The organism is Novilysobacter longmucuonensis (genome assembly GCF_046600735.1).
GTDB classification, from domain to species: domain Bacteria; phylum Pseudomonadota; class Gammaproteobacteria; order Xanthomonadales; family Xanthomonadaceae; genus Novilysobacter_A; species Novilysobacter_A longmucuonensis.
The window spans coordinates 1-23,198 of the sequence record NZ_JBJMAW010000013.1; the positions used below are offsets into that span (position 1 = coordinate 1).

The following is a 23,198-nucleotide window of genomic DNA, read 5'->3' on the forward strand; positions in this document are numbered from 1 at the left end:
CTGACCCCGAGCGCCTACGCCGAGCAGCTGGCAGCCGATACCACTACGATGAACCCCGGACTCTAGATAGCCCCGCTACTGAAGGCGGGGGGACGTCGGGGCGGGACTACGAATGTCCGCTCATGGCAGCGGTTTCAACTGGTCAGTGCAAGAGCTTGTCGATATCGCTCGATCGGCGTCTTGAAGTTCAGCGTCTTGGGTGGCCGATCGTTCAAGCGTCTGGCACACGCAGGCCGGCAGGCAGACCACGTCCAGCGCGACAGCGCGTATACGCGATGGCGCGGTCGCGAACTGTGGATTGACCACTCCCGGATTGCGTAAGTTTGTAAGGCACCCGAAAGAGCGCGTGCTCGCGGTCCGCTCTAAGAAAGTTACCCGCGCTAAGCTCACAAATTTACCTATCCATCCTCATGCGTCGAGGCAGCGACACGCTGGTCGAAGCGAATTTGGCAGTCGGGCACTAGCGCCTAAGGGCGACCAGCTTCAGTTCGCGGAACCGACCAAAATCAGTTCGAAGCAGTGTCACCGTGCCAGCGTAGTCTCGGGGCCGTCACGAGGATGACCACGACCACTGCCGCAATTGACATAATAGGCATCGGACGCCGAAAAGCCCGTCGTAGCAGCTTCAGAGCGATTCGGAGCGGCGGCGATCAGGGCCAGTCCAAACGCCAGCCCGACCGCCGCGGCGGCCGGGCCCAGCCTGTCCAACACTGACTCCCACAGCGCCCGCTCTTTCGAGTCCGTGGCGCGCTCCGCGTGGATAGCCGCGAGCCAAGCCCCACCGTCTAGTTTCGCCATAGCGCAAAGCTGCGCAATGCGCTCATCCGGCATCGCCTTTTTACCTGCTCGCCATTCGCTGACAGCTGCGCGAGTGATTCCGATCTTCAGGCTCAAAGCGTTGTCCGACGGGAGAGAGCAGGTTTCCCGCACTTTGTCAAGTATCTTCGCTTGCGTGCCCATGTTCACCCTCGGTTGACATTCTGTTCTCCGTCAGATTACATCGCCTCGTGTTCGCTACAGGCGAACACAGGGCCGACCCGCCGGGGACAGGCCCCGGCGGTGACCGGCTCTCCTTCAGTTGAGGCCTTCCCCCGCCGCCGAAGTCCCCGGCGACCGCTGGGGAGTGGGGAATGATCGCTGACTGGATGTTGCTCGCGCTGCTGTTCGCGCTCGGAGCCTTGGTTTTCATCGCGTCGCTTCGCACCGCCGAAGCGCTTGCCCATCTCCGCAGTCAGCACGAGCGCCAAGCCGCCGAACTAGCGCGGCATATTCGGTCGGGTGATCACCGGTGAGCGCGCCCGTCCACGTAATCGAAGCCGCGTTCGACGCGGCATGGGAACAGTTCGAACTCGCAAGTGCTCGCGCATCGCGCCACCTCGACGGGGACCAGCAAGACTTGTTCTGCACAGCACGCGTTGAAGCCCGCGAGTGGTTCGCCATCGCGGACGCGTGTGCGCAGGAGCTAGGCGCATGACCGCCTGCGCCGCTGCCATCGAAACGCGTTCAACGCTGCTCACGATGGCTTCGTTTCGCCTGCCGAAGCGCAAGGAAATCGGCGGCGCGAGCGCAGCGAGCGCTGGGCTTGTCTCTTCTACAACAAGTCGTACGGACGCTGTTGTCCGAATCGAAATCGACCGCAACGCCACGCGAGCCAAGAAGCTACGCAAGAGCGTCATAACCGGAGCAAGACTCCATGAGCAAGAAGCGCAAGCGCAAGGCTTCCGCGTCCGGGCCGCGATGCTCACCACGACATATCGAGACGACGTTGATCAATGCCCTAAGGACATTGCACGACTACTTGATCATGTCCGGGGCCATTTCAATCGAGCTAGCCGAGCCAAGTACGGGAAAGGTGGTCCGCGCTTCCGTTACGTCTGGGTCATGGAGCTCACAAAGCGACTGCGACCGCACTATCACCTTTTGTTCTGGCTGCCAAAAGGCATCCGAATCCCAAAGGCAGACCAGCGCGGGTGGTGGCCCCACGGAAGCACTCGCATCGAGTGGGCGAAATACGCCGTTGGCTATATCGCCAAATACGCCAGCAAGTTCTGCCCCCTGACCGCGCATCACATGCCGAGGGGCTTCCGCACCCACGCCGTGGGCGGACTCAACACCGAATCCAAGCGCGAGTTGCGCTGGTGGAAATCGCCGCTCGATGCCCGCGAGGCATTGGGCGCGTTCGCGGATATCCGCAAATGCGTCGGGGGTTACTTCGACAAGCTCACCGGGGAATTCTGGCCGTCCCCCTGGCGGGTCATCTTCCAGTCGGACGGCCGGCTAATCGCATGGAAACCTGCCTAATGAATCCTCAAAACTGCATCGTCATCAAGACGCAATCGGCCACGATCAAGAAGATCGAGCGCAACGGCAAGCCGACGTTGTATTTCAACGAACAGAGCGCCGCCATCGAAACCGGCGACGACTTCCCCAAGCCGTTCAAGCTGACGCTGGGGGAGGGCGATCAGCCATACCCGCCGGGTCGCTATCTGCTCGACCCATCGAGCCTCGACGTGGGCGATTTCCAAGCGCTCAAGGTCGGGCGGAACGTGAAGCTGATCCCGCTCCCGTCCGCCACTGCATCGAAAGTCGCCTAGCCCATGAGCGCCCTGAAGGTTTACGCGTGCGTCGAATGGGATGAGCCCACCGGCACCTGTTCGGCGCATGCGTACATCGACCCGCCCACGATCATCCCGACGATGACGGCGGAGGAGGGGCTCTATGTCGGCTGGCAACTCGTGACGCTGTACGTCGTCGTCCGCGTCGTCGTCCTGCTTCGCGAAGCAATCCGGGACCGCATCTAGGCCCGATCCGCGCCCGCCGGTTTGCGGGCATCACTCCAGAGGAAAAACCAATGAACCGCAACAACAACGAAAGCCGCGTCCGTCAGGCCGCCGACACCGTTCGCAACCTCGGCAGCAAGGCGCTGTTGGGCGCAACCGCGCTCGCCGTGTCGGGTGCCGCGATGGCCGAAACCGCCACCACCGGCATCGACACCGCCGCGATTGACGCGGCCATCGCCGATGTGCAGACCAAGGGCGTCGCGATCGCGGGCGCGGTCACTCTGATGATCTTCATGATCGCCGCCGCCAAGTGGCTGCGTCGCGCGAAGTGAGTCAACTCGGGCGGTCCATGTGGGCCGCCCTTTTTTCTGCGGTGGAGTAGGGGACAGGTGATGGAAGGATGGATTGTCTTGCTCGGGTGCTGCGTCTTGATCAAGGCGCTCGGCTGATGCGCATGCGCGACTACCTGACGCGGCGCGTCCTCGGCTACCTGACGATTCTTGCGCTCATGGCGCTGCTCTCACTGCTTGGCATCGGCAACGCTCGCGCTCAAACGGCATGTGGCTTCTTGACACAGGAGGCAATCCGAGAAGCGGCTAAGGCGACCTATGCGACGGAAGGCGAATCGTTCGCGGCGTGTTCGGCGCTCGACGGCACCGCAGTCACGGTTCACCTATCGAGCCACGGCGGCCGCTTGGAGGCGACCGGGCCAAACTGCGTAGTCGACCGGGTCGCAAAGGAGATATCTGTTTACTACGTCACCACCGGCACCCGGTGGTCCGGCACGTCGTGCGATGAATTCCACGCCGATAGCTGGGCGGGCGAAAACCGGCTGTTCGCTGTCGGCTTTCAGTTCGCGGAAGCGTGCCCCGAAGGCACCGAGCCGCAACCTAACGGAACCTGCGCCGCACCGCCGCCGACGTGCGATGAGCTTGCGCCATCCACCTCGACGTTCACCCCGCCCAACGGCTCCACGCAATGCGCGAATCAGTGTCAAATCGCCTACTACTACAACGGCGACGGCACCAGCACCGCCTACCCGACTGGCGCAACCTGCATAGACAACGAAGAAGAAAAAAACCTTTGCGGCGGCGACTCGTATTGGCACAGCGCACTCAACGTCTGCGCGCCCACCGAGCCGCCCGATTGCGAGGAAGGCCAGACCGCCAAAGAAGGCGTATGCACGAAGCCCAACACCTGTCCAACCGGCATGGTGGAGGACGCTAACGGCCTCTGCAAACCCGAGAAAAACGAGTGCCCCGCCGGCCAGGTCAAGAGCCCGGACGGAAGCTGCCTACCCGGTGACGGCCAATGCTCGGCCGGTGAAGCGCGCGGCGCGGACGGCACCTGCAAGAAAGACGCGGACGGCGACGGCGAGCCCGACCCGGATGACCCGGCGAACAAGTCCTTCAGCGGCGGCGACCAGTGCGACGCGCCGCCATCGTGCAGCGGCGACCCGATCATGTGCGGTCAGGCGCGCATCCAATGGCGTATCGACTGCAACACCCGCAAGAACCGCAACATCAGCGGTGGCGCGTGCGACTCCGCGCCGGTCTGCACCGGGGAAAACTGCGATGCCATGGAATACGCCAGCCTGCTACAGCAGTGGCGCACAACGTGCCATCTGGAAAAGCTCGCCGGTAGCGGTGAAGGCGACGGCGAAGGGCAGGGCAGTTGCGGCGCGGGTGACGCCGACTGCAACGGCATCGCGGATGACCTTGAGGGCGGCACTGGCGAAGGGCAGGGCGAACCGGGACTTGGAACCGACGACGGTGGGGCCGGGTGGGCGCAGGTGGACCAAGCCGGTTGGCTCGGTGGCGGGTCATGCCCCGGCCTCCCTGTGTTCACCATCAGTGGCCAGACCTTCGACCTTAGCGAAACGCCCTGCGAGCAGGGGGGATTGCTTGCGAACCTCTTTCTAACGGCGGCGCTCGCTGCCGCTGCATTCATCGTTGGCCGCGCGGCATCGGGAGGGTAAATCATGCCTGCGATATGGGTAGCAATAACTGGATTCATCGGTAGCCAAATCGGCTTCTGGATAGCGTCGGCGCTGGCCGCGTTCGGGCTGCACATCGTCGCGCAAGAGTTCGTCATCGAGCCCGCGTTAAACGACATCAAGGCGCAGATGGGGAGCGCCGGTCAGCTCGCGTTGGATTGGTTCTCATTTCTGAAGGTCGATGAGTGCATTTCCATCGTGTTAAGCGCGTACGCGGCAGCGGCCGCATTGAGCGCCGTGCGCCTGCGTCGGAAGCCGGTGGCATGAGTTTCGACCTCTCCGGCATCATCGTATTGACGGGCCTTCCCGGCGCCGGCAAAACCCTTTACATGATGCAGGTCGCGGAACGGGCCGTCGCCGAAGGCCGCCCGGTCTTCCAGTGCGGCATCAATGGCATGTCGCTGCCCGGGGTGCAGGTATGGGAGGACCCGCACGCGTGGAAAGACCTCCCGCCGCGAGCGGTGTTGCTGGTGGACGAAGCGCAGGACCATTTCCGCACGCGACCGGGCTCGGTCGCTGCGCCGAAGTCAATTACTGACATGGAGCGCATCCGCCATTCCGGCGTCTGTATGGTGCTGACCACGCAACAACCGACGTACCTCGATAAGCACCTGCGCGGGTTAGCCCAGCATCATCACCTTGTCGAAGTCCTCGCCGGCCGCACGTCCAATGTCTACCGCTTCCGCAGCGTGCGTGAGGACGTAACGCCGCACTCGCTGACCGACGCCGAGCTACAGCTCTGGACCCATCCGCGCCATCTTTATCCGTTCTACAAGTCCGCCGAAGTTCACACCAAAAAATTCCGGCTCCCATTTCGCATCCTTGTTTTGTGCGGGGGAACCTGCCTTGTCGTTCTCGGTCTGGCCTATGCGTTCTGGCCTTCGTCCGGGTCTGCTGCCGTAACAGGCGAGGCCCGAGCCCCGAAGGGGCTGGGTCTCGCTGAACCGGCACCGGCACCGACAGACGCCGCGCCCATGACCGCCACCGACTACGCCAAGCGCTTTGTGCCGCGCTTCGCAACGATGCCGCAGAGCGCCCCGGCATACGATGAGCGGCCGGTGGTTGCAGAGCCGCGCATCGTGTGCATGTCCTCGCGCGACGGCATGGCCGCCGATGGGTGGAAAGACGCCAGCGTCACATGCTTGACCGAGCAAGGCACCGTGTATGACCTCGGTCCCGGCGAGGCGCGCAGGGTGGCCCGCTATGGCCCGGTCTATGACCCGTTCAAGCGCCCGGAAGCTGCGGACAGCGTAGGCAATGCCGGCATGCGCCCGCCCAGCACCACGCGACGCGCAGGGGCGTCTTCCGGCGGATGGACATTGGACGCCCCGCAAGTCACCGGGTATGGAGCGCTCGCCAAGTGAGCGTTGCAGCGCTTGCCGTTCCGGGTCGCATCGCGCTTACTAGTGGCAGCGTCGAGGCGATCAAGTGGTTCGCGCTGCTGGCGATGCTGGTAGACCATGTGAACTCGGCTTTCTTCGGCCGCGAGCTCGGCACGCTCGCCGATATCGTTGGCCGCGTTGCAATGCCGCTTTTTGCCGGTGTCCTCGCCTACAACCTCGCGCGACCGGGGGCCGACTACGGCCGCACGATGCGCCGCCTGCTGGTGTTCGGCGCGCTCGCGTTACCCGCTCACGCGTACCTGTTCGCGGACCTTTATGGCTGGTGGCCGCTCAACATCCTGTTGACGTTCGCGGTCGCCGTGGGCGTGCTCGATTTGTCCACGCGAGGCCGCGACGAACTCGCGGCGGCCGTGTTCGTGATCGGCGGCGCGTTGGTCGAATACTGGTGGCCGGGTGTTGCCTTGGTGATCGCTGCGACATGGCATTTCCAGCGGCCTACCGGTCGCACGCTCGTATTGGTCGCCGTGGCGCTGGTTGGGCTGTGCGCGGTCAACCTCAACGGCTGGGCGCTGCTCGCGCTGCCCGTCGCGGCGGCTGCGGTGGTGTGGTCACCGACCCTACTGCGCTTGCGCTGGGCGTTCTGGCTCGCGTATCCGCTCCACCTGCTCGCGATCGCGATCTTATCCGCGCTGATGGGGTAGGGCATTGCCGCGTTGGTCAATGCGCGCAGACCGCTTCACTCGCGCTGACGTGGGTCCGGCCGGGGTCGGCGGTCATGCTCCGAGGAGCCTGCATGCGATGCGCGGCCACTCCCTGCAAACCCGCTTATTGGCGGTGCTTGTGGGTGTTCTCGCCTAGCACTTTCCGTGCTGTATCCACTCGCGGCCCCGCTTCTCGATCAGGTCCCCGTTGATGCACCGGAACCGTTGCGGCTCTCGCGGTCCCGTCGATCGCTGCATGGCGGCCTCGCGTCGGCGTTCTATCTCGGCCAGTTGGCTACGCCGTTCCGCTTCGATGAGCGCCACCCGCTGTAGCCGTTCGGCGTTATCGACACGTGGCACAGGCGATTGCTCTGCTGGCTGCGCCTTCATCTGCTCGGAGTCGGGTCGATTGCGGTTCCATTCGAGGATGCCCGCAATGGTCACAAGCACGCCGGCAAAGCCGAGCGCCAAGCTGATCCACGATGGCCAGCGCGGTTCCTTCCGTAGCCCTTGGTGCTGTTCCATGGCCGTCCTCCCGTCCGCAATGGCGAGAGGATACCGGACGCTAAGCCGCGCCGACTCCATGCCGGCGGTATTCGCCCAGCTCGACCACGACGACTTTCACCAGCTGGCGCCGGCCGGCCGCTACTTTCGCAGCCTCGGCTTTTCGCCTGGACGCATAGCCGGCCAGTCGGAGTTCCATTGCATCGCGCCACAGCAGACCTTCCAGCCGGGTGCGGCTGATGCGCTGGCGGTCGGGGGAGACCAGCTCACGGCCGCGCAGCTTCCAGCCGTACCAGTCGTCGTCAAAGTCCAGGAGCGTGCTCATGCGGTCACCGTGCCGGCGTGCCAGCTTCCGATACGATTGGTCAGGGCGGCGTGGATCCACCGTAGCCACTTTACATAATAGGCATTATGCGAAGTGCTTGTCCTTGGCTTTGCTCCGCGTTTGGGTGGCACACCGCATGGAAGCCCTCCGAAGCAAATTTGAAAGGCTCACACGGCAATTCCCGCGTCGATAGCAACGCTACATCCAGATATCCGATTTAAGCCGCGTCTTGTGGGTCGCTGCACCAGGATTTCCGCATTTGGTGTTGACTGACGACTTCTATTTGCCCCGGTGTTGGACGCACTGCTTCTGGGGCAACTCACGCGCTGGCCATCGCCAAATGGCGCGGTAGGCTTGTCGTCGGTGCTCAGCGCACTCAAGTGGGCCCGGACTCTGCACATTCGCTGCGGGATGACCTTCAACGTGCCGCACTTCTGCGCCACGGCTCAGGAGTGAGATCCCGGGCCGCCATGTAGAGCGGAAGCTTATGGCTATGAAAGAGCCTTCCAAGCCGGCTCCGGTCGTGGCCCACGAAGAGCCAGAGGTGCTGCTCGTCGAACTGAAATTCCGAGCGGAACGGATATGTCGGCTCCTCGTGGTCATGGCCTTCGAGCAAATCGAATCCCACCAGCACCATGAGGCGCGGTGGTAACGCGGAATTTGGCGATTGCCGGTTGGATTCGCATAGGCGCTCGGTGACCCCATTGAGCCGTTCCGCAGGTTCGGGGCGTAGGTCGATCAGTTCCATGTCAACCCCACGGGCAGACACGGCTTGGGTCATCGCGTCCAGGAGCGCCGGCAAATGTTTGTCCGGACAAGCAACGAAACCAGGTTCAACGAAAGCTGGGAACAGGCGATGGACAAACTTGTCGATGACCTGCTGGATGAGACTGTCGACCTCGAGACTCACGACCCAGTGCTCCCCCGAGTGGATGCCTCACTGTCGATGCGTGACGGCTCCTCAGGCCACCCAAACCGAGTCTGGTAGCTGAGCGGGCCATGCAGACACTCTTTGGCCCATTCGGGATGGGCATTTGGATCCACCAGCCCGGGGCCGATTCGCATTGGAGACGTGGCCGCAGGCATGGCTCCGACCTGTTCAATGGTCGGGAAGTGTTTGGCGATTGAGATAGCCCGGCGACGTAGGGCAACCGGCAGGGACTTGTCCCGTGCGATCTCGATCAAGAATCCGCCCGCCCACACCAGGGCGCGGGTTCGTTCATCCGGCATGGTCATCGTGACTCCTCTCCACTGGGGCGCCCTTGTGTGTCGCTCTCACTAGTTCGAGAGCTTGAGCGTTCCCCATCGCGCAAGGTGAGACTCCAGGCGCTTCAAGGTGGCGGACAGCTCGATGTCCGAATCGCGGTATGGCGAACAGAACTGCTCAATCGGCACCCAATGGCCCTCCTGTCCCGGATGCACATACGCCTGACAGTCGTCCACGAGAGCTACGAATGGCCACTGCAAAGCGGAGATCACGCGCAGATCCTTCGTAGCCCCGGTCCATACGATGTACTCCAAATGAGCAAACCATGGTGGAGCGGCCCGCTCTTGCACCAGGCCGTCGGCAATGCACCGAAACTGCGGTTCTCGCACCGTGGTGAACATCACGATCCGTGGGAACAGCTCGCGGCAGGCGACCAGAAACTGGAACAGCCCCGGGCGCGGTATCTGGCTGACCGCGTTCGATATCAGGGTGCCTTCCAGGTCCAGCGCCAGAACGGGCAGCGCTACCTCGCCCCTCGCTCCGGCTGTGTTACTCACTATGCGCTCCCGTTGACAGCGGCCTGCTGCCCTAAGGTCCAGCGGCTCTTTCCGCCCACTGAGTATAACTTCGGGACCCTCGGCTGGATGAGGCGATCTATCGCGTACGCGGCCTTCGCGGCTTGCCAGCGGCCGCGGGCTGCTTGGCCACGTGCTTACTTTCGCCCGGTGTTTTTTTCGCTCGCAGCGTGGCCTTTAGCGTCTGCTGAAGCTCGGCGAGCTGTTGCTCCAGGACTTCGCGCCGGGCGCGTTCAGCGGCCAGCTGTCGCGTCGCTTCGGCCAGGTCCCGTTGGACACCAGCACGCTCGCTCTCCAATGTTGCCACGCGTCGGCCGTGGCGGTCGGCATCCGTACGGGACTTGGCATCGAGCGTCTTAAGCTGCTGGCGCAGCCGGTCGACTTCGCCGTAGGCACGCTCTTCCACCGCGCGCAGATGGTCGGACTGCGCCTCAAACTCGGTCCGTGCCTGGGCCTGCGCGGCATCCAGCCGCTGGCGCCAGGCCGATGTTTCGTTCAGCGCCTGCTCGGCGCGCCGTGCGGCCTCATCGCGTTGCCGCGTCAGGTCGGCGACCTGTGCAGTTTGCTGTTCGATCAGGTGCTGCATGTCCTGCAAGCGCACCGCGGCTTCCGCCCGGGAAGTTTGGGCCTGCGTCGCGAGTTCACGCGCTTCCTCGGTTTGTTGGCGTAGGACCGCCGCCTCTTGGGCGAGACTCGCGCGCTCCGCATCCACCTCTTGGTGCTGGACCTGGACTGCCTCCTGAGCCGTCGTCGTGGCCGCGGCCAATGCCTGTTCCCACAATTGCGAGGCCAGTTCCGCGACGGCCGGAGGCGCGTCCGGCAGCTCCACCTTCTGTTGCCGGACTTGCAACCGTGTCCCCAGACCCTGCCACCAATTTTCGAGCAGCCGAGTCACCGTATTTGGCGAGCCGGTACCAAGGAACTGTCGCACCCGTTCGATTGTCGGCCGCTCACCGGCGAGCAGCAGTGCATTCGCCGCCCGGTCAACGTCGTCTTGTGTGATACCTCGCGCCATGTTGCGCCTCCCTCTGAACCGCCCTACTCTGCTGATCACGTACTCGCGATAAGTGATGATTATCGCGGGTACATAGCCAGTTTCATAGTATTCACTACATATTATGCAAGATACTTACGCAATTCCGACCCTCGCGCAACCTGCTTCGGGCATGGTCTTGCCCGATCAGCTGGCCCGGCAGGCCGCCGATGCGGTCCGGGAGCTGCTGGCCGAAGCGGCTGCCGAGAACACCACACGTAGCTACGCCACCGCATTGCGCTACTGGGCCGGCTGGTTTACGGCCCGCTACGGGCTCGAGCTGACGCTGCCAGTACCCGAGGCCGTCGTGCTGCAGTTCGTGGTGGACCACGTACAGCGCAAATCGGCCGACGGCGCGTTGACCTGGGAGCTGCCGGCAGATGTCGACCAGACGCTGGTGGCCGCCGGGATCAAGGCCAAACTCGGACCGTGGACCCTGGCGACGGTCCGCCACCGGGTCGCAGTCCTGTCGACCGCGCACCGGCTCAAGCAAGTCCCGAATCCCTGCGAGCAACCCGCCGTCGGTACCGTGCTCAGCCGGGCGGCCCGGGCCGCGGTCAAACGTGGTGTTCGCCCTCGAAAGAAAACTGCTATCACCCTGGCCGAACTCGAGGCCATGTTGGCGACCTGCGATGACAGCCTCGTGGGCCTACGCGACCGTGCCCTGCTCTGCTTTGGCTTTGCTAGTGGAGGCCGCCGGCGCAGCGAAATTGCTGCTGCAGACATGCGGGATCTGCGTCGGATCGGCGACAAGGGTTACATCTATCGGCTCGAGCACAGCAAGACACAGCAGGCGGGCGTGACAACGAATTCGGCGCCAGACAAACCCGTGCTCGATCGGGCCGCACTTGCGCTGGAAGACTGGCTCGAGGCGTCCGGGTTTACCGAGGGGGCGATTTTCCGACGGCTATGGAAGCGCCGCATCGGCCCCGCCCTCTCCCCGGCCGCAGTTGGCGAAATCGTGCAGCGTCGCGCGCAGCAGGCGGGATTGGAAGGGGATTTTGGCGGACACAGCCTGAGGTCGGGGTTTGTCACCGAGGCGAGCCGTCAGGGCGTGTCGCTGCCGGCGATCATGCAACTGACCGAGCACCGGGCGGTGTCGAGCGTCGTGGGGTATTTCCAAGCCGGCAATGCGCCGAACAACCCGGCGTCCCGGCTACTGGATAATTGACCCGTGTCGGGCGCCTGTCGGGGTGCTGTCGTGTTGCCGGGTCCGGCGCCTTCCTAGTCTGGAGTCCCTACCCCACCGGAGTGATGCCCCATGACCACCGCGACCCCGTCCCGCCTGCTTACCCCGGCCGAAGTCGGCGCCTGCATCCGCCAGTTCCGCGAGCTGCGCCACTGGTCGCAGGAGCAACTGGCCGAGATCGCGGGCCTGAACGTGCGCACCGTCCAGCGGGTCGAACAGGGCGACTCGGCCAGCTTCGACACCCGTCGCGCCATGGCCCGCGCCTTCGATCTCAACGACATCGACGCGCTCAACAAGCCCTTCTCGCTGCCCACGGCCGAGGAACTGCAGGCGGCGCAAGCGCAGTTCGAGCGCGACCACATCACCCTGGCGGTGGCGCCGCTGACCACGGGCCGTCAGCTGGCCAGCCTGATCACCTCGTGCGAGATGGACCTGTCCGAGCCGGCCTTTGAGCTGCCGCGCGAGGCCGCGGCCGAGTTTGCTGCGCTGATCGACTACTACCGTGAGTACCGCGACTGCCACGACCTGTACTCGGAAACCGACAAGCTCGACATCTACGACGAGCTGCAGCAGCACATCGACGCGCTGCGGGTGTTGGGCGTGTCACTGTGCCACGGCCAGCGCAAGGTCGCCGTCCAGATGGGCTCGGGCGCGCCGATGAACGCCACCGTCCTGTACGTCGTGGCATTCCGCCTCGGCCACGAGCCGACCCAGATCGCGACCCCTAAGGCGGCGCGCATCGGCTAAGTGCTCACGTGCCTGCCCGATCCCCGTACACCGAGACAAGCATGTGCGCGGTCTTGACTCGGCGCTCGTGGTTGAAGCAAAGGGTCGCGTACAGATCGCGATTGAGCCGGAAGGTCTCGAGCGGCTTCATTTCCAGCAGCGCTGCACAAGCGCCCAAGTTCACTTGCCAATGCGCGAACGCATTGGCCGCATCGTCCTCGAGAGTGGTGCGACAGTACTCCAGCAGTTCGTCCTTCTGCTCCGTGGACTGATAGAAGCGCACCATTTCCACCGAATCATAGCGATACGGATGGCGTGCCATTTCCACTTTCCAGTAATCCAAAAATCCAGAGGCACGATGGGCCTCGGCGATCGCGGCATCGAAGGAAGGGTTGGCTAGCAGGAAGGGGTAAATGTCATTCAACACCCGAATCGCAGGCGAGATCGCCCGCACCCGCTCCAGTAGGTCGTTCGTGACCTCCCGCATGCCCTTGACGCTGTCGCCCGCCTCGAATTCGGCCTTCTCCTCCGCGGTGACGTGTAGTACGACGTCAGGGACGCTCTCGAGCCGCTCCGAGCGTTGGAGGTCGGCGGGCGTCGTGTAGTCCGGATTGTCCGTCAGGGGACAGCCTGCATTGGCATACGCGCGCGCGACAAGGCGGGAACAGAACTGCGCCGCGCTGCCTTTTCTCTCCGGTTTGAGCGGAGAGCGCATGGCATCGAGGGTCGCGTAGGGTGCGCCAGTCTCCGAGCGAACGTAATCAACGATTTGATTCATCGTCTTCGGGTCAATCGTCGCCTCCGCGCGGTAGGCGTAGATGACACAGTCGTCGTCGTAGATCTGCCGTTGGAGATTACGCGCGTGCACGCCTTCGCCCGTCGAATCCATTACCGATCCGTTGGCGACGTAGAGCATCGCGTGAGAGATGTCGCTCTTGGTAAATGTCCGGATCGCCTTGCTTTGGGGGTGGGTGGACGTCGTCAGCAGAATGTCGCCTTTGCGAAGTTTGGAAAAGTCGATGCGTTTCATGAGTCAGCGCGGCTGATAGAATTCATACTGCTCTTTGGAGGGTGTGGGCAGGTAGTCGGCACGCGGCCTTGAATATCGCGCCGTCCCGTCCACCCAGGTCCGATCAATGTACGTCAAGAACCTCCACCCCACGCTCACCGAAGGCCGCAGCGCCGTCGCCGGCCGGAGCGTCAACGTCGTCGCCCTGTTCTGCGACCTGCGCGGCTTCTCCGACTGGTGCGAGCGGGTGGACATCAACCAGGTCGAGGCGCTGATGCGAGCGCAGTTCGAGCAGGTGCTGCAGATCTGCAACGACCACCACCACGACTTCCACAAGTTCCTGGGCGATGGCTTCGTGCTGGTATGGGAGGAGTCGGACGAGGTGTCGCTGCACACATGTCTAGCCCGCGCTCTCGATGCCGCGTTCACCCTGCACAAGAAGTACTGGTATTTCAGTCAGAAAGAGATGACCGATGTGCCATTGGGGGTACGGCATCGGGATCGCCTCTGGAGAGGCGGTGCTGCTGCAGCCGGAAACGTTCCTGGCCGAGCTCAACGCGATCGACTTCGTGGGCTATCCGCTCAACTGCGCCGCACGCTTGCAAACCCTGGCCGACGCCTACGGCGCCGTGCTCAGCGCCTCGGCGGTTGACCTGATGCATCGCGACCACGCGGGCCTGCTCTACCACGAGCCAGCGTTCCGTCGCTCGCTGCTACCTCCCAATGCAGAGGTGCTGGCCAAGACCGCGGGCATGAAAGGCCTACGCGACCGCGACCGGACCTGCTTCCAGTACCTGACCTTCGACGACGGCATCCGGAAGCTATGGAACACTACCGGAATTCCCACGGCCTGAGCCGGCGCCGCCCTACCCTCAAAATCTTGCCGAGCGCGCGATGGATCTGTTCCAACCCGTGGTTCCGACTGACAAACAGCACGATATCTTTCAGGTCCTGATGCACCCGAGCCTTGGACCGGAACGTGAAGTTATCCAGGGTTGGGCTGCGGGCTTCGTCGACCGGGACGGGAAGTTCGTCAAGGAGTTCCAAACGAGCTTCGAATCGAGCTTCTGGGAGCTGTACCTGCACGCGGTGCTCCAGGACTTGGGCATGAACCTGGACTATTCGTTCCATGCGCCCGACTTCGTCATCACCGCGCCCATGCCGTTCGTGATGGAAGCGACCATCGCCTCGCCGCCTCAAGGGGGCACGCCAGCCCACGGGGTCGGTAAGCCGGAAATTCCCGACGACTTTGGCGAGTTCAACCGTCAAGCGATCTTGCGGCTGTGCAACAGTTTCACCAGCAAGGTGCGCAAGTATCGCCAGCACTACGCCAAGCTGGTCCATGTTCGCGACCGACCCTACGTGATCGCGATCGCTCCGTTTGACCGTCCGCAAGCGCACTTCGCGGCCAATCGCCCGATCATGGCCACGTTGTACGGCATCTACTTCGACGAGGTCACGACCATCGCTTCCCAGGCGGAGAACGTCGTCACGCACGAGCTCGAGGTCGTATCCAAAAACGACACGGTAGACGTACCCGTCGGAATGTTCTCGGACGACGCGTACAAAGATGTGTCGGCTGTGGTGTACGGGCCACTGGCGACCTGGGGCAAGGTGCGCGCCTTGGCCGATGCGCCTGAGCGCAACATCGAATTCACTACGATCCACCCCTCGGAAGGCACGGGGCTGATGCCTGAAGTGCGCAGGGCGGTGAAAGCCGACTACATCGAACACCTGCTCGACGGATTGTACGTGTTCCATAACCCGTACGCGGAGCGACCGCTGCCATCTGACGTCTTCGACAACGAACGCTTGGGTCGCATCATCGTGCGGGCGGACCGTGATCTCGAAGAACGCTGTCCCAACGATTTCCTGTTGATGCGGATGGTAGGACCGGTGGTCAACCCGTGAGCCAGGCGCGTAACGATTTTGATCTGGATGCATTGCACGATGCGCTGGCCCGTTCCGACGAATTGGCGGCGCTGATCGGCGCCGCGTGAGCGTCCTCCCCCGCCTTATCCGACGCACGGTCCCGCGCCGACCCTACTCACCGGGATCCGCTCCACCATCCAAGCGACTGCGTACCAGTGCGTCGAGCTTGCCCAGCCGAACGAACTGCGTCAGCACCGGACGCGGCACGCGGCGCATGAACGGGAAGATGCGCGGGCACACGTACAAGTCCTCGATCCGCTGCTCGACGGAGGGCCCGGCGGGCCACTTCAATAGCTCGAGCAGTCGCGCCGCATGGGTCTCCAGGAACGCGTGTCGACGTGCGATCTTCACTAACTGGCCCGTCGTCAGCGTCTTCCCGAAGACCTCTTCGCGAAGACGCCGCATGTCCTTGATGCAGAACGCCGGCTTGTTGTACTTGCACTCGACCATGAACCACCGGTTGTCCTCCGGACGGTAGGCCAACACGTCGAAATCGCCGACATCCTCGAAGCCTTCTTGCGGGAACCGCCGGTGGAAATCGACGCCGTGCTCGAAGTACGTCAGATGCCGGCCAAACACCTCCACGGCGCGCACTTCCAAATCATCTTCAATGTGCTTCTTGATCGAGGCGGCGACCTCTTCGATCTGGGGATACCCAAAGTCGGCCGGTGGGTAGCCGTCCGAAAACGTGCCATTCCAGATACCGAAGGCGCGATGCGCCGCCGCCGCACCCCACAACAGTCTGTCCTGCCCAATGCGCAGCACCGGACGAATGCCGTAGCGGTGCACGCGCTTGCGGTGCTCCCAGATGGGCACATCACCTTCCTCGAACTCGCGACCGGCCAGCACGCATACCCTGCTCGCGTCCAAGGTCAGAAAGTCCAAGGCTGCCTCTACTTCAGCCGGCGGCATGGGCAGTGGTACGTGCGCGACGAGCGTGGCCAGCACGTCCGCCTTTGACCCTTCGTACGACCACGCCAGCGGCACCGCCCCTTCCTTGGCACTCACCCACCGACCCAGAACCGCCAACACGGGCAACAGGGTGGCCAGGGAAAAACCGACACTGTTCACGAAGGCCGTATTGAGCCGTTGCCGTTGCGCCTCGTCCATCGACGCGACGCGGTCTTCGTCATCGTCGCGCTCCAGTAGCTCGTTCGCGGCTTCGTGCTGGTAGGCCTGGTCATCGTCGCCTTCGTAGAAGACTTCGGGGATGAACTCGCTGTCCACGTCGACGCCGCCGACTTCCAGTTCGTTATGCAGGGTGTCGCTCGCCCCATATAGGACCAGCAGCCAATCCACTTGGGCAAGCAATCTTTGCCACTCCTCCACCGTGGGCACTCTGCCCCCCGATATGCCGCGGCTATACCCGAGCTCCAGCAGGTAGCGCACGTTCCGCGTCGCCCGAATGAACTCCTCGTACGCCTTGGCCTGCTCCTCGGTGCGATCGAACTCGACTTCGTGCGTAAGGCTCATGCGAAGCCGCGTGCTCTCGCGGTCGTACTTGGCCACCAAATGATCGAACTGCTCGACCGCAAGGCGAACGAGGGCTTGCCGATCAAGCTGGCGGAAGTGTTCGTGCACCAACGACCGATAGCGATCTCGAATCTTGTCGATTACCGCCTTGGCCGGCTTGAGTTCGTAGCGACCGGGTGCGATGCCCTCGGCACGAAACTCCATTGCTAGACCGCGCCGAGCCAGCTTGAAGTGCTCAAGGTCAGCCGAGATCGGATGGGCGTGATCAGGCACGTCCACCTTTCGCTCCCGGTGCGAAAGGGTGAAGCGCGGCGTTCGGTCCGCCGTGGCCGCCAACGCGCGCAGCACCTGCTCATCGAGTGAAATTCCCAACAGTGCGCACGCGCCGCGGAGCCACTCGCCGGCGCAGAAGGCCTCGAACCGGGCATCGGAGGCATCTTCCAGGTCTAAGGCGACCTGAGCCAGGTCGACTTCGACTTCCAGGACCAGCGAATCGGCTTTGCGTTCGCGGATCTTCCACGAAGTTAGCAGCGGCTCGGTCGACGTCTCGCCGCCGCTTTCCGCGGGCAGGCGTTCCAGGCTGGCGCGGCAATGGGTCACGATTCGCTGGTGCGCGAACAGGTAGGCAGGAAACAACTCAGCCCGCTCATTCCACGCGTCCGCCACGCAATGGATGAACAACTCCAGCAAACGGCCGTGCCGAACCTCCAGGTCCTGGGCGTCGACATCGAGCAAGAAATGAAAGGTGGGCCCCACCCCATCGGCGCACCACGACAGCCACGGGCGGCCGCGATGGGTCAGCTTATGCAAGGTCTTGTCGGTGGGTTTCACCGACCACGTGGTGGGGTCGTCGTCAGGAAACTGGCGCGGCGCCGAGGCCCAGAATTCTCGAAGTGCTTCAAACCGAAAATTGGACCCGCCGTGCGGGTCGAGCATGATCATGGTTGGACGGATCGCGCCGCCGATGAGCACGCCGTGCGACTGTCGATACGCGGCGAAGTGGTCCATCGGACCGGTGAACGGCGAGGCAGACTCCTCATTGGCATCGACAAAGGCGAAGTAGTCGTCAAAATCTTGCGATCGCTCGACCGACTCCACGATCGACACCAAGTCCACGAGGAACAAAGTCTTGATGTTGGACGCATGCGGGAGCGCGACGGAAGCCCCGCCAGCGATGGGCGCGACGATGACCGCGAGCACGCGCACCGCATCTGGCGAGCGCCCCTGAAGCGGCATGTGCAGGATCTGGCCAGTGGCCAGGTTCTGCGCCACCAAGCCGCCATCTTCCTCGATCAAGGCGCGAAGCCGCTGCTCGGCCGCAAGCAACTCTTTCGTGCGCCGGACATCCACCAGGACCACCACCCACAGCGCGTTTCGCGTGCTGAGCAACGCGCCGACCTGCAGATCGGCCAGCTTCGGGTGGCGAAGCGACACGCGCAATGGGCCAGGGATGATGTCCGCCGGTCGAAAGCGCACTTCGAGGAAGCGGGCGGTTTGCGTCGATGTGTCTCGCTCCAACTGTCCGCTGGACCGGGCGTCGCGCTCTTCCCAGTGCTGGATCACCACGGCGCACAGACATCGCGGGCTGAGCGGGAAGCGTTTGCCGTCCAACTCGAGCCAGGCGAAGGGCAGCAGCTTGCCCGTCATGAACTTGGTCGTGAACGTAGCAGCGTCCAGCGACGGGATGGCACCGGGGCGAGCGATCAGCGCAGGACTTACGGCCAACCCGGCCGTCATGTCTGGAATCGCTTGCAAGACCTGTCGAGCCTGCGCCCAGAACTCTTCTGGCGGCACTTCGAGGTGGCCCGAATCGAGGCCGCTGACCTCATCCGATTGCGAAATGTTATCCAGCAGATGATCGTGCAGCGCAAGCACCGCACGCATGTCGTCGCGCCCCGCTGCGCCTCCGGCTCTTGCCAGGCGAAAGGCGTCGATGAAATCCGGCATTCGCTCGAAGGCGCCGCCGTACATCAGGCGATAGCTCTTGCCTTCAAAAACGGCGCGCACCTGCCCCCAGTCTAACTCGGGCACGTAGTCGTCCGTCATGGGAAATGTGGGCAACAGCTCGTGCAAGCGCCTGATGAAGTCGCTGAATTGCGCATACGTAGCCAGGCGGCGATCGCCGAAGACGGGTGCCTTTACGGAGACGAAGACAGACAGCGCCAAGGCCTGACGGGTCTGCGCCGACAGGTTGGGCAGCCACAATTCGGCGATGAGCAGCGCGAGGTATGCGTCGATCGCGCTCACCGTGATCAGGTGAGCGCGAACGGCCTCAATGCTGCGATTCAGTGCCTTCTCCATGTCGCTTAGCGGGCGCTTTGGTGCCTGAAACGTGCGTCGATGACGCTTCTTGGGCTTGCGCTTGGACATGAACGCCGTTGTCCGGATTCGGTCAGTCGAAACTGTCGTCGATGCGGCTCGCCGAAGCAATCACCCCAAGCCCACAGCGCGACCGTAAATTTCTCACATCCGCCCGTGTATCGGCTGGCTAGCGCTCGCTGCGGTCGGACGCCGTTCTCGCAGGAGCGATATAGCGTCCAGCGCGTTGGCACACGACATTGATGTGAATCGCCCCGGGTTTCGTAGACACCTATGCTACTGGCGGCTTCGTCAGCATCACATCGCCGTAGGCGATCATTGCCATCGCGTACTGCGGCACCTGTCCGAACTTCGCATCGACCGCGGCGTTGGCTACAAACGTCGCATCCAGCGCGGTCTGTCCCCGCTCCCACTCGGCCATGAACGTTTCCAGCCAGTACCCCGAAATGATCGGCGTCATCGGCCACGGCGAGGCAATGACCACACGCGAGCCGGCCATCAGTAGGAGCTTTGGTAGACCAATCGCCGTATTGGCATGCGGGTGCCGATCCACGCGGCCACCGCTGCAGATAAACAAGATCACCAACTCAGTCCCAGCCAACGCATGGGTCAATGCCCGCGGCGAGATCACCAATTCCTTCTCATCGGTCACCCGATGCAAAAAGCGACCGTCGGTGCCGACACTGCCATGCGCCGCGATCACCGCGATTTGTGCATCGGCCAGATCATCGGGCAGCGACCCTCGGGTATCGACCTCAAAGCCGTGCTCCTGAAACGCCGTGTCGGTACGCTGGATCACCGCCACCAGGGCACTGTTACCGACCACCTCGCCCGGATCGGATATCCACGCCACACGCCGGGCATTGGTCATCATTGGCCGCGCACGGGTGGAGTGCAGCCACGTCAGCGAAGGCACGTAGCCAATGGCCTGATGCTGGCCCCAGAACCCGTCGCCCTTGGCCATCAGGTTGAGCGGAATCTGGAGCAGCGCCGCCTCCCCCACCACGACCAGCTTGGTCGTCTCCGGCAGCGGTATGGCCACGGGCGCCATGGTCACGAAAATCTCGTTGTTACCCTCTTCGCGCTCAATCTTCCCGTATCGAAGCGGGTACTTGTCGCTCCAAGTGGCCAGTGCCTCACCAAACGATCCCGTCTCACGGGCCGGCCGCTCCACCGTATCGCCTTCCTCGGTCGAGGTCAGCACCGTCAGTTCGCCATCGATGTCCAAGCCCATCATCATGGCCGCCCCCGCCGCGGGACGGATCTCATGCAGGTATTGCGAGGGCCAACTCACGTCCAATACGCGATCGATCGCCGTCGGGTCCAACTCGCGATCCGCCAATAGCTCGATCGCCGTTGCCGCGTGCTCGGCAGACAGTGCTGTTTCGGACAGGATTCGTCGGGCGGCAAGCTCAGCGGCTAGAAGATCTCCCGGCGCATCGTCCGAGTGTCGCGCCACTTCCACGCGATTATGCAGACGCACCGCCTCTTCGATGGTCGGATGAGCGGCCGAGATCGCGTCCAAGTACGCCCGATCCGCGGCCGTTACCTGTTCCATCGCCGCCGCTTTTATCTCGTGGACGTGCCCAGGCACCACGCCGCCTACGCCTTCGAACAGTCCCATCGACTGCACCAGCAACGCAAGCGCCGGTATCGGCTCATCGTTCATGCCCTTGACCGAGGCGCAGTGATTGGCCGCGTCTTGGACGATCTGCTCGAGCATGGCCGGGGTACGGTCCTGCCTATCCATCAACCGCACCCCCAGCTCCAGAGATCGCATGCGCGCGTGTCCTGCCGGGTTGTTGGCGACCATTTCCTGCAGGCGCTTGAGCGGCACCAGCAGCTCCCGCGCGAAAGGGAACAGGCCCACGTCACGGACGCTACGGAACAAGGTGTAGGTCTCCCACCACAGCGTCGGGGCATCGACCGGCACATCGATCGCGAACGCAGACGAGAGACCGATCAGCGCATCCACCGGATGCCGGGAGCGCTGATACAGGTCTGCATACGCGCCCCACGCCAGCCGGCCCCTGATCTTGGACGTACCGGCAAGTTCAAGAATCTGTTCGGCCAGGTCGCGGCTGCGTTGCACCTTACCGTCCATCGCCCGTCGGCTGGCGATCAGCCGGATCATATTGATGTCAGTGAGGGTATCAGGCACTTTCCTGGCGAGCATCGCACCCACAAAGGCCACGTTTTCTACATTGGCCGCCTTGTCAGGCTCCCACGTCTCGACCAGGTAGTCGACCGCCCCTGACATCGCCTCCAGCAGCGCGCCCGGGTCGTCCCCGCCGATGACAGCGTCAGGCAGTGCCGTGCTGCTCACATCAATGGCACGTGCTTGGCTCATCCACTGGTCAGCACGCCGCATGAACGCATTGAATTCCTGGGGCGAGGCGGCCTTCAACACCGGCGGATCGGTGATTACGGCCACGGCACGTGTGGCCAGCGCCATCGTCTGCGTCACGAGCAGCGGAAGGCCCCAGCTACCACTGGTCTCGACACAGAACAGTCCACGAAAGTATTCCCGTAACTCTGGATCATCCGGGTGCGCGGCGACGTCGTCGCGCAGCCGCTGGAATACCTCATCGTAGAAGCCTTCCTCCTGTACTTCCTTTTTTTCCAACAGCACGCGCTTGAGTGCAGCAATCAGCATCCAATTGATACGCCGGGCATGCGCACCGTCTGCGGAGGTCTGTATCGCCAACGCGATGGCCTTATCCGCCTCATTGAGAACCAGCAGCCGGTGCGTCCCGCATAGCCTGGCAAAATCGCGCTGCTCGACCGGCCAGGGATCGCTTACCTCGACCAGCGCCTCTACCCCTTTGGCGGAGAGATCGCGCAATGCGTTTGCAATGAGATTGTCGTGGCCGGTCAGTGTCATGTTGCGGATCACACGGCCGACCCGTTCATCGGACACCTCCCGACTCCAGCGCAGCAACAAGCGCGTCCGGTAGTCCGTCAGGGCCTCACTCTTCGGATACAGCTCCCGTAGGCGCTCATACACCAGCACCTCCAGCTCGCTGTCGTCCAACCAGGTGCACGATCCCAGTGTGCGTGCGAGGTGGGACTCCTCGGTCACTTCCCCTATGCCCTGCCTGATCAGCGTCTTCGCCGACTCGGCATCGCCTCCCTCCTGCGCCATCCACCCAAACCGGACCGCATTTTCGGCCGGCATCTTGACGCCACTGGCGAGCAGCGCGCGGATTTCTTCGGCCGCCCGCCCCCGCTCCTTGCCCCGAAAGAGCACCTGGATCCTCAGTTGCCGCTTTAGGCCCGCACTCAGATCAGACGCCTCGATCTGCGCCAACGCCTCCTCCGCACGCCCCGTCTCCGACAGGGCCGCCCAGTGCTGCATGTTCTCTGCTACAAAGGCGTTCTGCTGCACCTCTCCGTCATAACCAAAGTTGGCGACGGCCAGATCGTAGATCGCCTCGATCGCGGCCTTGTTGGCGTCCCGCATCACGAGCAGACCGGGGATACTGAACATGATCGCGCTTTCATTGGTGTGCACATGCTCAATGCAGTCTGGAAGCCATGCGCTGACGTGAGGGACCCAGATATCCTCTGCCAACAGCACCGTGGCGCGCCCGTGCGGCGCACCGGCCACCGCTCTGGCATGCCGATAGATCTCCGCCATTGGCACCAAGATGAAGTCGCCGTCGGACCGCGCCACGTGGGCGAGCAACGAGGCAGCGTTCACGTCTTCGCAGCGCACGATCGTCACGCGCCTTTTGATGACGTTCACTTCCTCAGGCAGCAGCGGTGAGCCTCGAAGTTCGCTGCCACCTTGAGCGATCAGCGCGATGATGTCGTCATCGCTCTTTGCCCACGCAGCCATGGGCGGTGCGATCACCTCCACGCGCGGGAAGGCAGGCTTAACGTCGGGGGATTCGCACATCAGAATATGCGCCGTCGTCCTGCCTACTGCCGGATCGGTATCGACACCGATCAATAGCGTGGCGCGCTCAGCACTTCCCCCGTAGATCGCAGCGGGATCAAAACCCGTAACGCGCGATGGGGTAGTTGTAATAGACGTCACGCGACTGTTCCTTGTCTGAAGTATGCGGATACTGGATCAATCGC

24 protein-coding genes are annotated in these 23,198 nt (G+C 63.2%); 13 read left to right on the plus strand and 11 right to left on the minus strand.

Going from position 1 to position 23,198, the window contains the following annotated elements; translation table 11 throughout:
- Positions 1-522: 522 nt before the first annotated feature.
- Positions 523-960: a DUF3693 domain-containing protein gene (locus ACJQWM_RS11440; protein WP_332703538.1), complete on the minus strand. Its 438-nt coding sequence runs from the start codon at positions 958-960 to the stop codon at positions 523-525.
- 170 nt (positions 961-1,130) lie between these two features.
- On the opposite strand from ACJQWM_RS11440, the gene ACJQWM_RS11445 reads away from it, so the two are divergent.
- From ACJQWM_RS11445 to ACJQWM_RS11485, 9 genes are all read left to right on the plus strand, one after another.
- Positions 1,131-1,292, plus strand: coding sequence for a hypothetical protein (locus tag ACJQWM_RS11445; RefSeq protein ID WP_332703536.1), 162 nt, complete (start codon positions 1,131-1,133; stop codon positions 1,290-1,292).
- 178 nt (positions 1,293-1,470) lie between these two features.
- A complete protein-coding gene (locus tag ACJQWM_RS11450; protein WP_332703534.1) occupies positions 1,471-2,301 on the plus strand; it encodes a rolling circle replication-associated protein in 831 nt (276 codons plus the stop codon).
- The gene (locus ACJQWM_RS11455) at positions 2,286-2,594 is read left to right on the plus strand and encodes a single-stranded DNA-binding protein (protein ID WP_411306843.1); all 309 of its coding nucleotides are present in this window, start codon (positions 2,286-2,288) and stop codon (positions 2,592-2,594) included. Before ACJQWM_RS11450 ends, ACJQWM_RS11455 begins: the two co-directional genes overlap by 16 nt.
- A 3-nt stretch (positions 2,595-2,597) precedes the next feature.
- Positions 2,598-2,801, plus strand: coding sequence for a hypothetical protein (locus tag ACJQWM_RS11460; protein ID WP_332703530.1), 204 nt, complete (start codon positions 2,598-2,600; stop codon positions 2,799-2,801).
- A gap of 50 nt (positions 2,802-2,851) precedes the next feature.
- A complete protein-coding gene (locus ACJQWM_RS11465; protein ID WP_332703528.1) occupies positions 2,852-3,112 on the plus strand; it encodes a major capsid protein in 261 nt (86 codons plus the stop codon).
- Positions 3,113-3,234: 122 nt separating this feature from the next.
- Positions 3,235-4,758, plus strand: a complete 1,524-nt coding sequence (locus ACJQWM_RS11470; RefSeq protein ID WP_332703526.1) for a hypothetical protein — start codon at positions 3,235-3,237, stop codon at positions 4,756-4,758.
- 3 nt (positions 4,759-4,761) lie between these two features.
- Entirely contained in the window at positions 4,762-5,043 is a 282-nt protein-coding gene (locus tag ACJQWM_RS11475) for a DUF2523 family protein (RefSeq protein WP_330970138.1), read from the plus strand.
- Positions 5,040-6,140 carry a zonular occludens toxin domain-containing protein gene (locus ACJQWM_RS11480; protein WP_332703523.1) on the plus strand — a complete coding sequence of 367 codons (1,101 nt, stop codon included), beginning with the start codon at positions 5,040-5,042 and terminating at the stop codon, positions 6,138-6,140. The genes ACJQWM_RS11475 and ACJQWM_RS11480 overlap by 4 nt, the downstream gene beginning before the upstream one ends.
- A complete protein-coding gene (locus tag ACJQWM_RS11485) occupies positions 6,137-6,820 on the plus strand; it encodes a TraX family protein (protein ID WP_332703521.1) in 684 nt (227 codons plus the stop codon). Before ACJQWM_RS11480 ends, ACJQWM_RS11485 begins: the two co-directional genes overlap by 4 nt.
- Positions 6,821-6,973: 153 nt before the next feature.
- On the opposite strand, the gene ACJQWM_RS11490 is transcribed toward ACJQWM_RS11485, so the two are convergent.
- The 6 genes from ACJQWM_RS11490 to ACJQWM_RS11515 all read right to left on the minus strand — a co-directional run bounded on the left by ACJQWM_RS11490 (position 6,974) and on the right by ACJQWM_RS11515 (position 10,446).
- Positions 6,974-7,345: a hypothetical protein gene (locus ACJQWM_RS11490; protein ID WP_332703519.1), complete on the minus strand. Its 372-nt coding sequence runs from the start codon at positions 7,343-7,345 to the stop codon at positions 6,974-6,976.
- A 40-nt stretch (positions 7,346-7,385) separates the two neighbouring features.
- The gene (locus ACJQWM_RS11495; protein WP_332703517.1) at positions 7,386-7,649 is read right to left on the minus strand and encodes a hypothetical protein; all 264 of its coding nucleotides are present in this window, start codon (positions 7,647-7,649) and stop codon (positions 7,386-7,388) included.
- Positions 7,650-8,067: 418 nt separating this feature from the next.
- The gene (locus tag ACJQWM_RS11500; RefSeq protein WP_332703515.1) at positions 8,068-8,559 is read right to left on the minus strand and encodes a hypothetical protein; all 492 of its coding nucleotides are present in this window, start codon (positions 8,557-8,559) and stop codon (positions 8,068-8,070) included.
- Positions 8,556-8,885, minus strand: coding sequence for a BPSL0761 family protein (locus ACJQWM_RS11505; RefSeq protein ID WP_411306844.1), 330 nt, complete (start codon positions 8,883-8,885; stop codon positions 8,556-8,558). Before ACJQWM_RS11505 ends, ACJQWM_RS11500 begins: the two co-directional genes overlap by 4 nt.
- A 42-nt stretch (positions 8,886-8,927) precedes the next feature.
- A complete protein-coding gene (locus ACJQWM_RS11510) occupies positions 8,928-9,413 on the minus strand; it encodes an NIF family HAD-type phosphatase (protein ID WP_332703513.1) in 486 nt (161 codons plus the stop codon).
- A gap of 97 nt (positions 9,414-9,510) precedes the next feature.
- Positions 9,511-10,446: a DNA-binding protein gene (locus ACJQWM_RS11515; RefSeq protein ID WP_332703511.1), complete on the minus strand. Its 936-nt coding sequence runs from the start codon at positions 10,444-10,446 to the stop codon at positions 9,511-9,513.
- A gap of 151 nt (positions 10,447-10,597) precedes the next feature.
- On the opposite strand from ACJQWM_RS11515, the gene ACJQWM_RS11520 reads away from it, so the two are divergent.
- Complete coding sequence (locus tag ACJQWM_RS11520) at positions 10,598-11,635, plus strand: site-specific integrase (protein ID WP_332703509.1); 1,038 nt, start codon at positions 10,598-10,600, stop codon at positions 11,633-11,635.
- Positions 11,636-11,725: 90 nt separating this feature from the next.
- Entirely contained in the window at positions 11,726-12,400 is a 675-nt protein-coding gene (locus ACJQWM_RS11525; RefSeq protein WP_332703507.1) for a helix-turn-helix domain-containing protein, read from the plus strand.
- A gap of 4 nt (positions 12,401-12,404) precedes the next feature.
- Here ACJQWM_RS11525 and ACJQWM_RS11530 read toward each other — a convergent pair whose 3' ends face one another.
- Positions 12,405-13,409, minus strand: coding sequence for a YiiX/YebB-like N1pC/P60 family cysteine hydrolase (locus tag ACJQWM_RS11530; RefSeq protein WP_332703505.1), 1,005 nt, complete (start codon positions 13,407-13,409; stop codon positions 12,405-12,407).
- Between the two features lie 103 nt (positions 13,410-13,512).
- Complete coding sequence (locus tag ACJQWM_RS11535) at positions 13,513-13,782, minus strand: hypothetical protein (protein ID WP_411306845.1); 270 nt, start codon at positions 13,780-13,782, stop codon at positions 13,513-13,515.
- A 79-nt stretch (positions 13,783-13,861) separates the two neighbouring features.
- Here ACJQWM_RS11535 and ACJQWM_RS11540 point away from each other — a divergent pair, with 79 nt between their 5' ends.
- Together ACJQWM_RS11540 and ACJQWM_RS11545 are read left to right on the plus strand one after the other, a co-directional pair.
- Positions 13,862-14,242, plus strand: a complete 381-nt coding sequence (locus ACJQWM_RS11540) for a hypothetical protein (protein WP_411306846.1) — start codon at positions 13,862-13,864, stop codon at positions 14,240-14,242.
- 40 nt (positions 14,243-14,282) lie between these two features.
- Positions 14,283-15,299, plus strand: coding sequence for a hypothetical protein (locus tag ACJQWM_RS11545; RefSeq protein ID WP_332703499.1), 1,017 nt, complete (start codon positions 14,283-14,285; stop codon positions 15,297-15,299).
- 132 nt (positions 15,300-15,431) lie between these two features.
- Here the strand turns inward: ACJQWM_RS11545 and ACJQWM_RS11550 are convergent, their stop codons facing one another.
- Together ACJQWM_RS11550 and ACJQWM_RS11555 are read right to left on the minus strand one after the other, a co-directional pair.
- Positions 15,432-19,163, minus strand: a complete 3,732-nt coding sequence (locus ACJQWM_RS11550) for a hypothetical protein (protein ID WP_332703497.1) — start codon at positions 19,161-19,163, stop codon at positions 15,432-15,434.
- Positions 19,164-19,383: 220 nt separating this feature from the next.
- On the minus strand, positions 19,384-23,154 hold the full coding sequence (locus ACJQWM_RS11555; protein WP_332703495.1) for a CHAT domain-containing protein: 3,771 nt from the start codon (positions 23,152-23,154) through the stop codon (positions 19,384-19,386).
- Between the last annotated feature and the right edge of the window lie 44 nt (positions 23,155-23,198).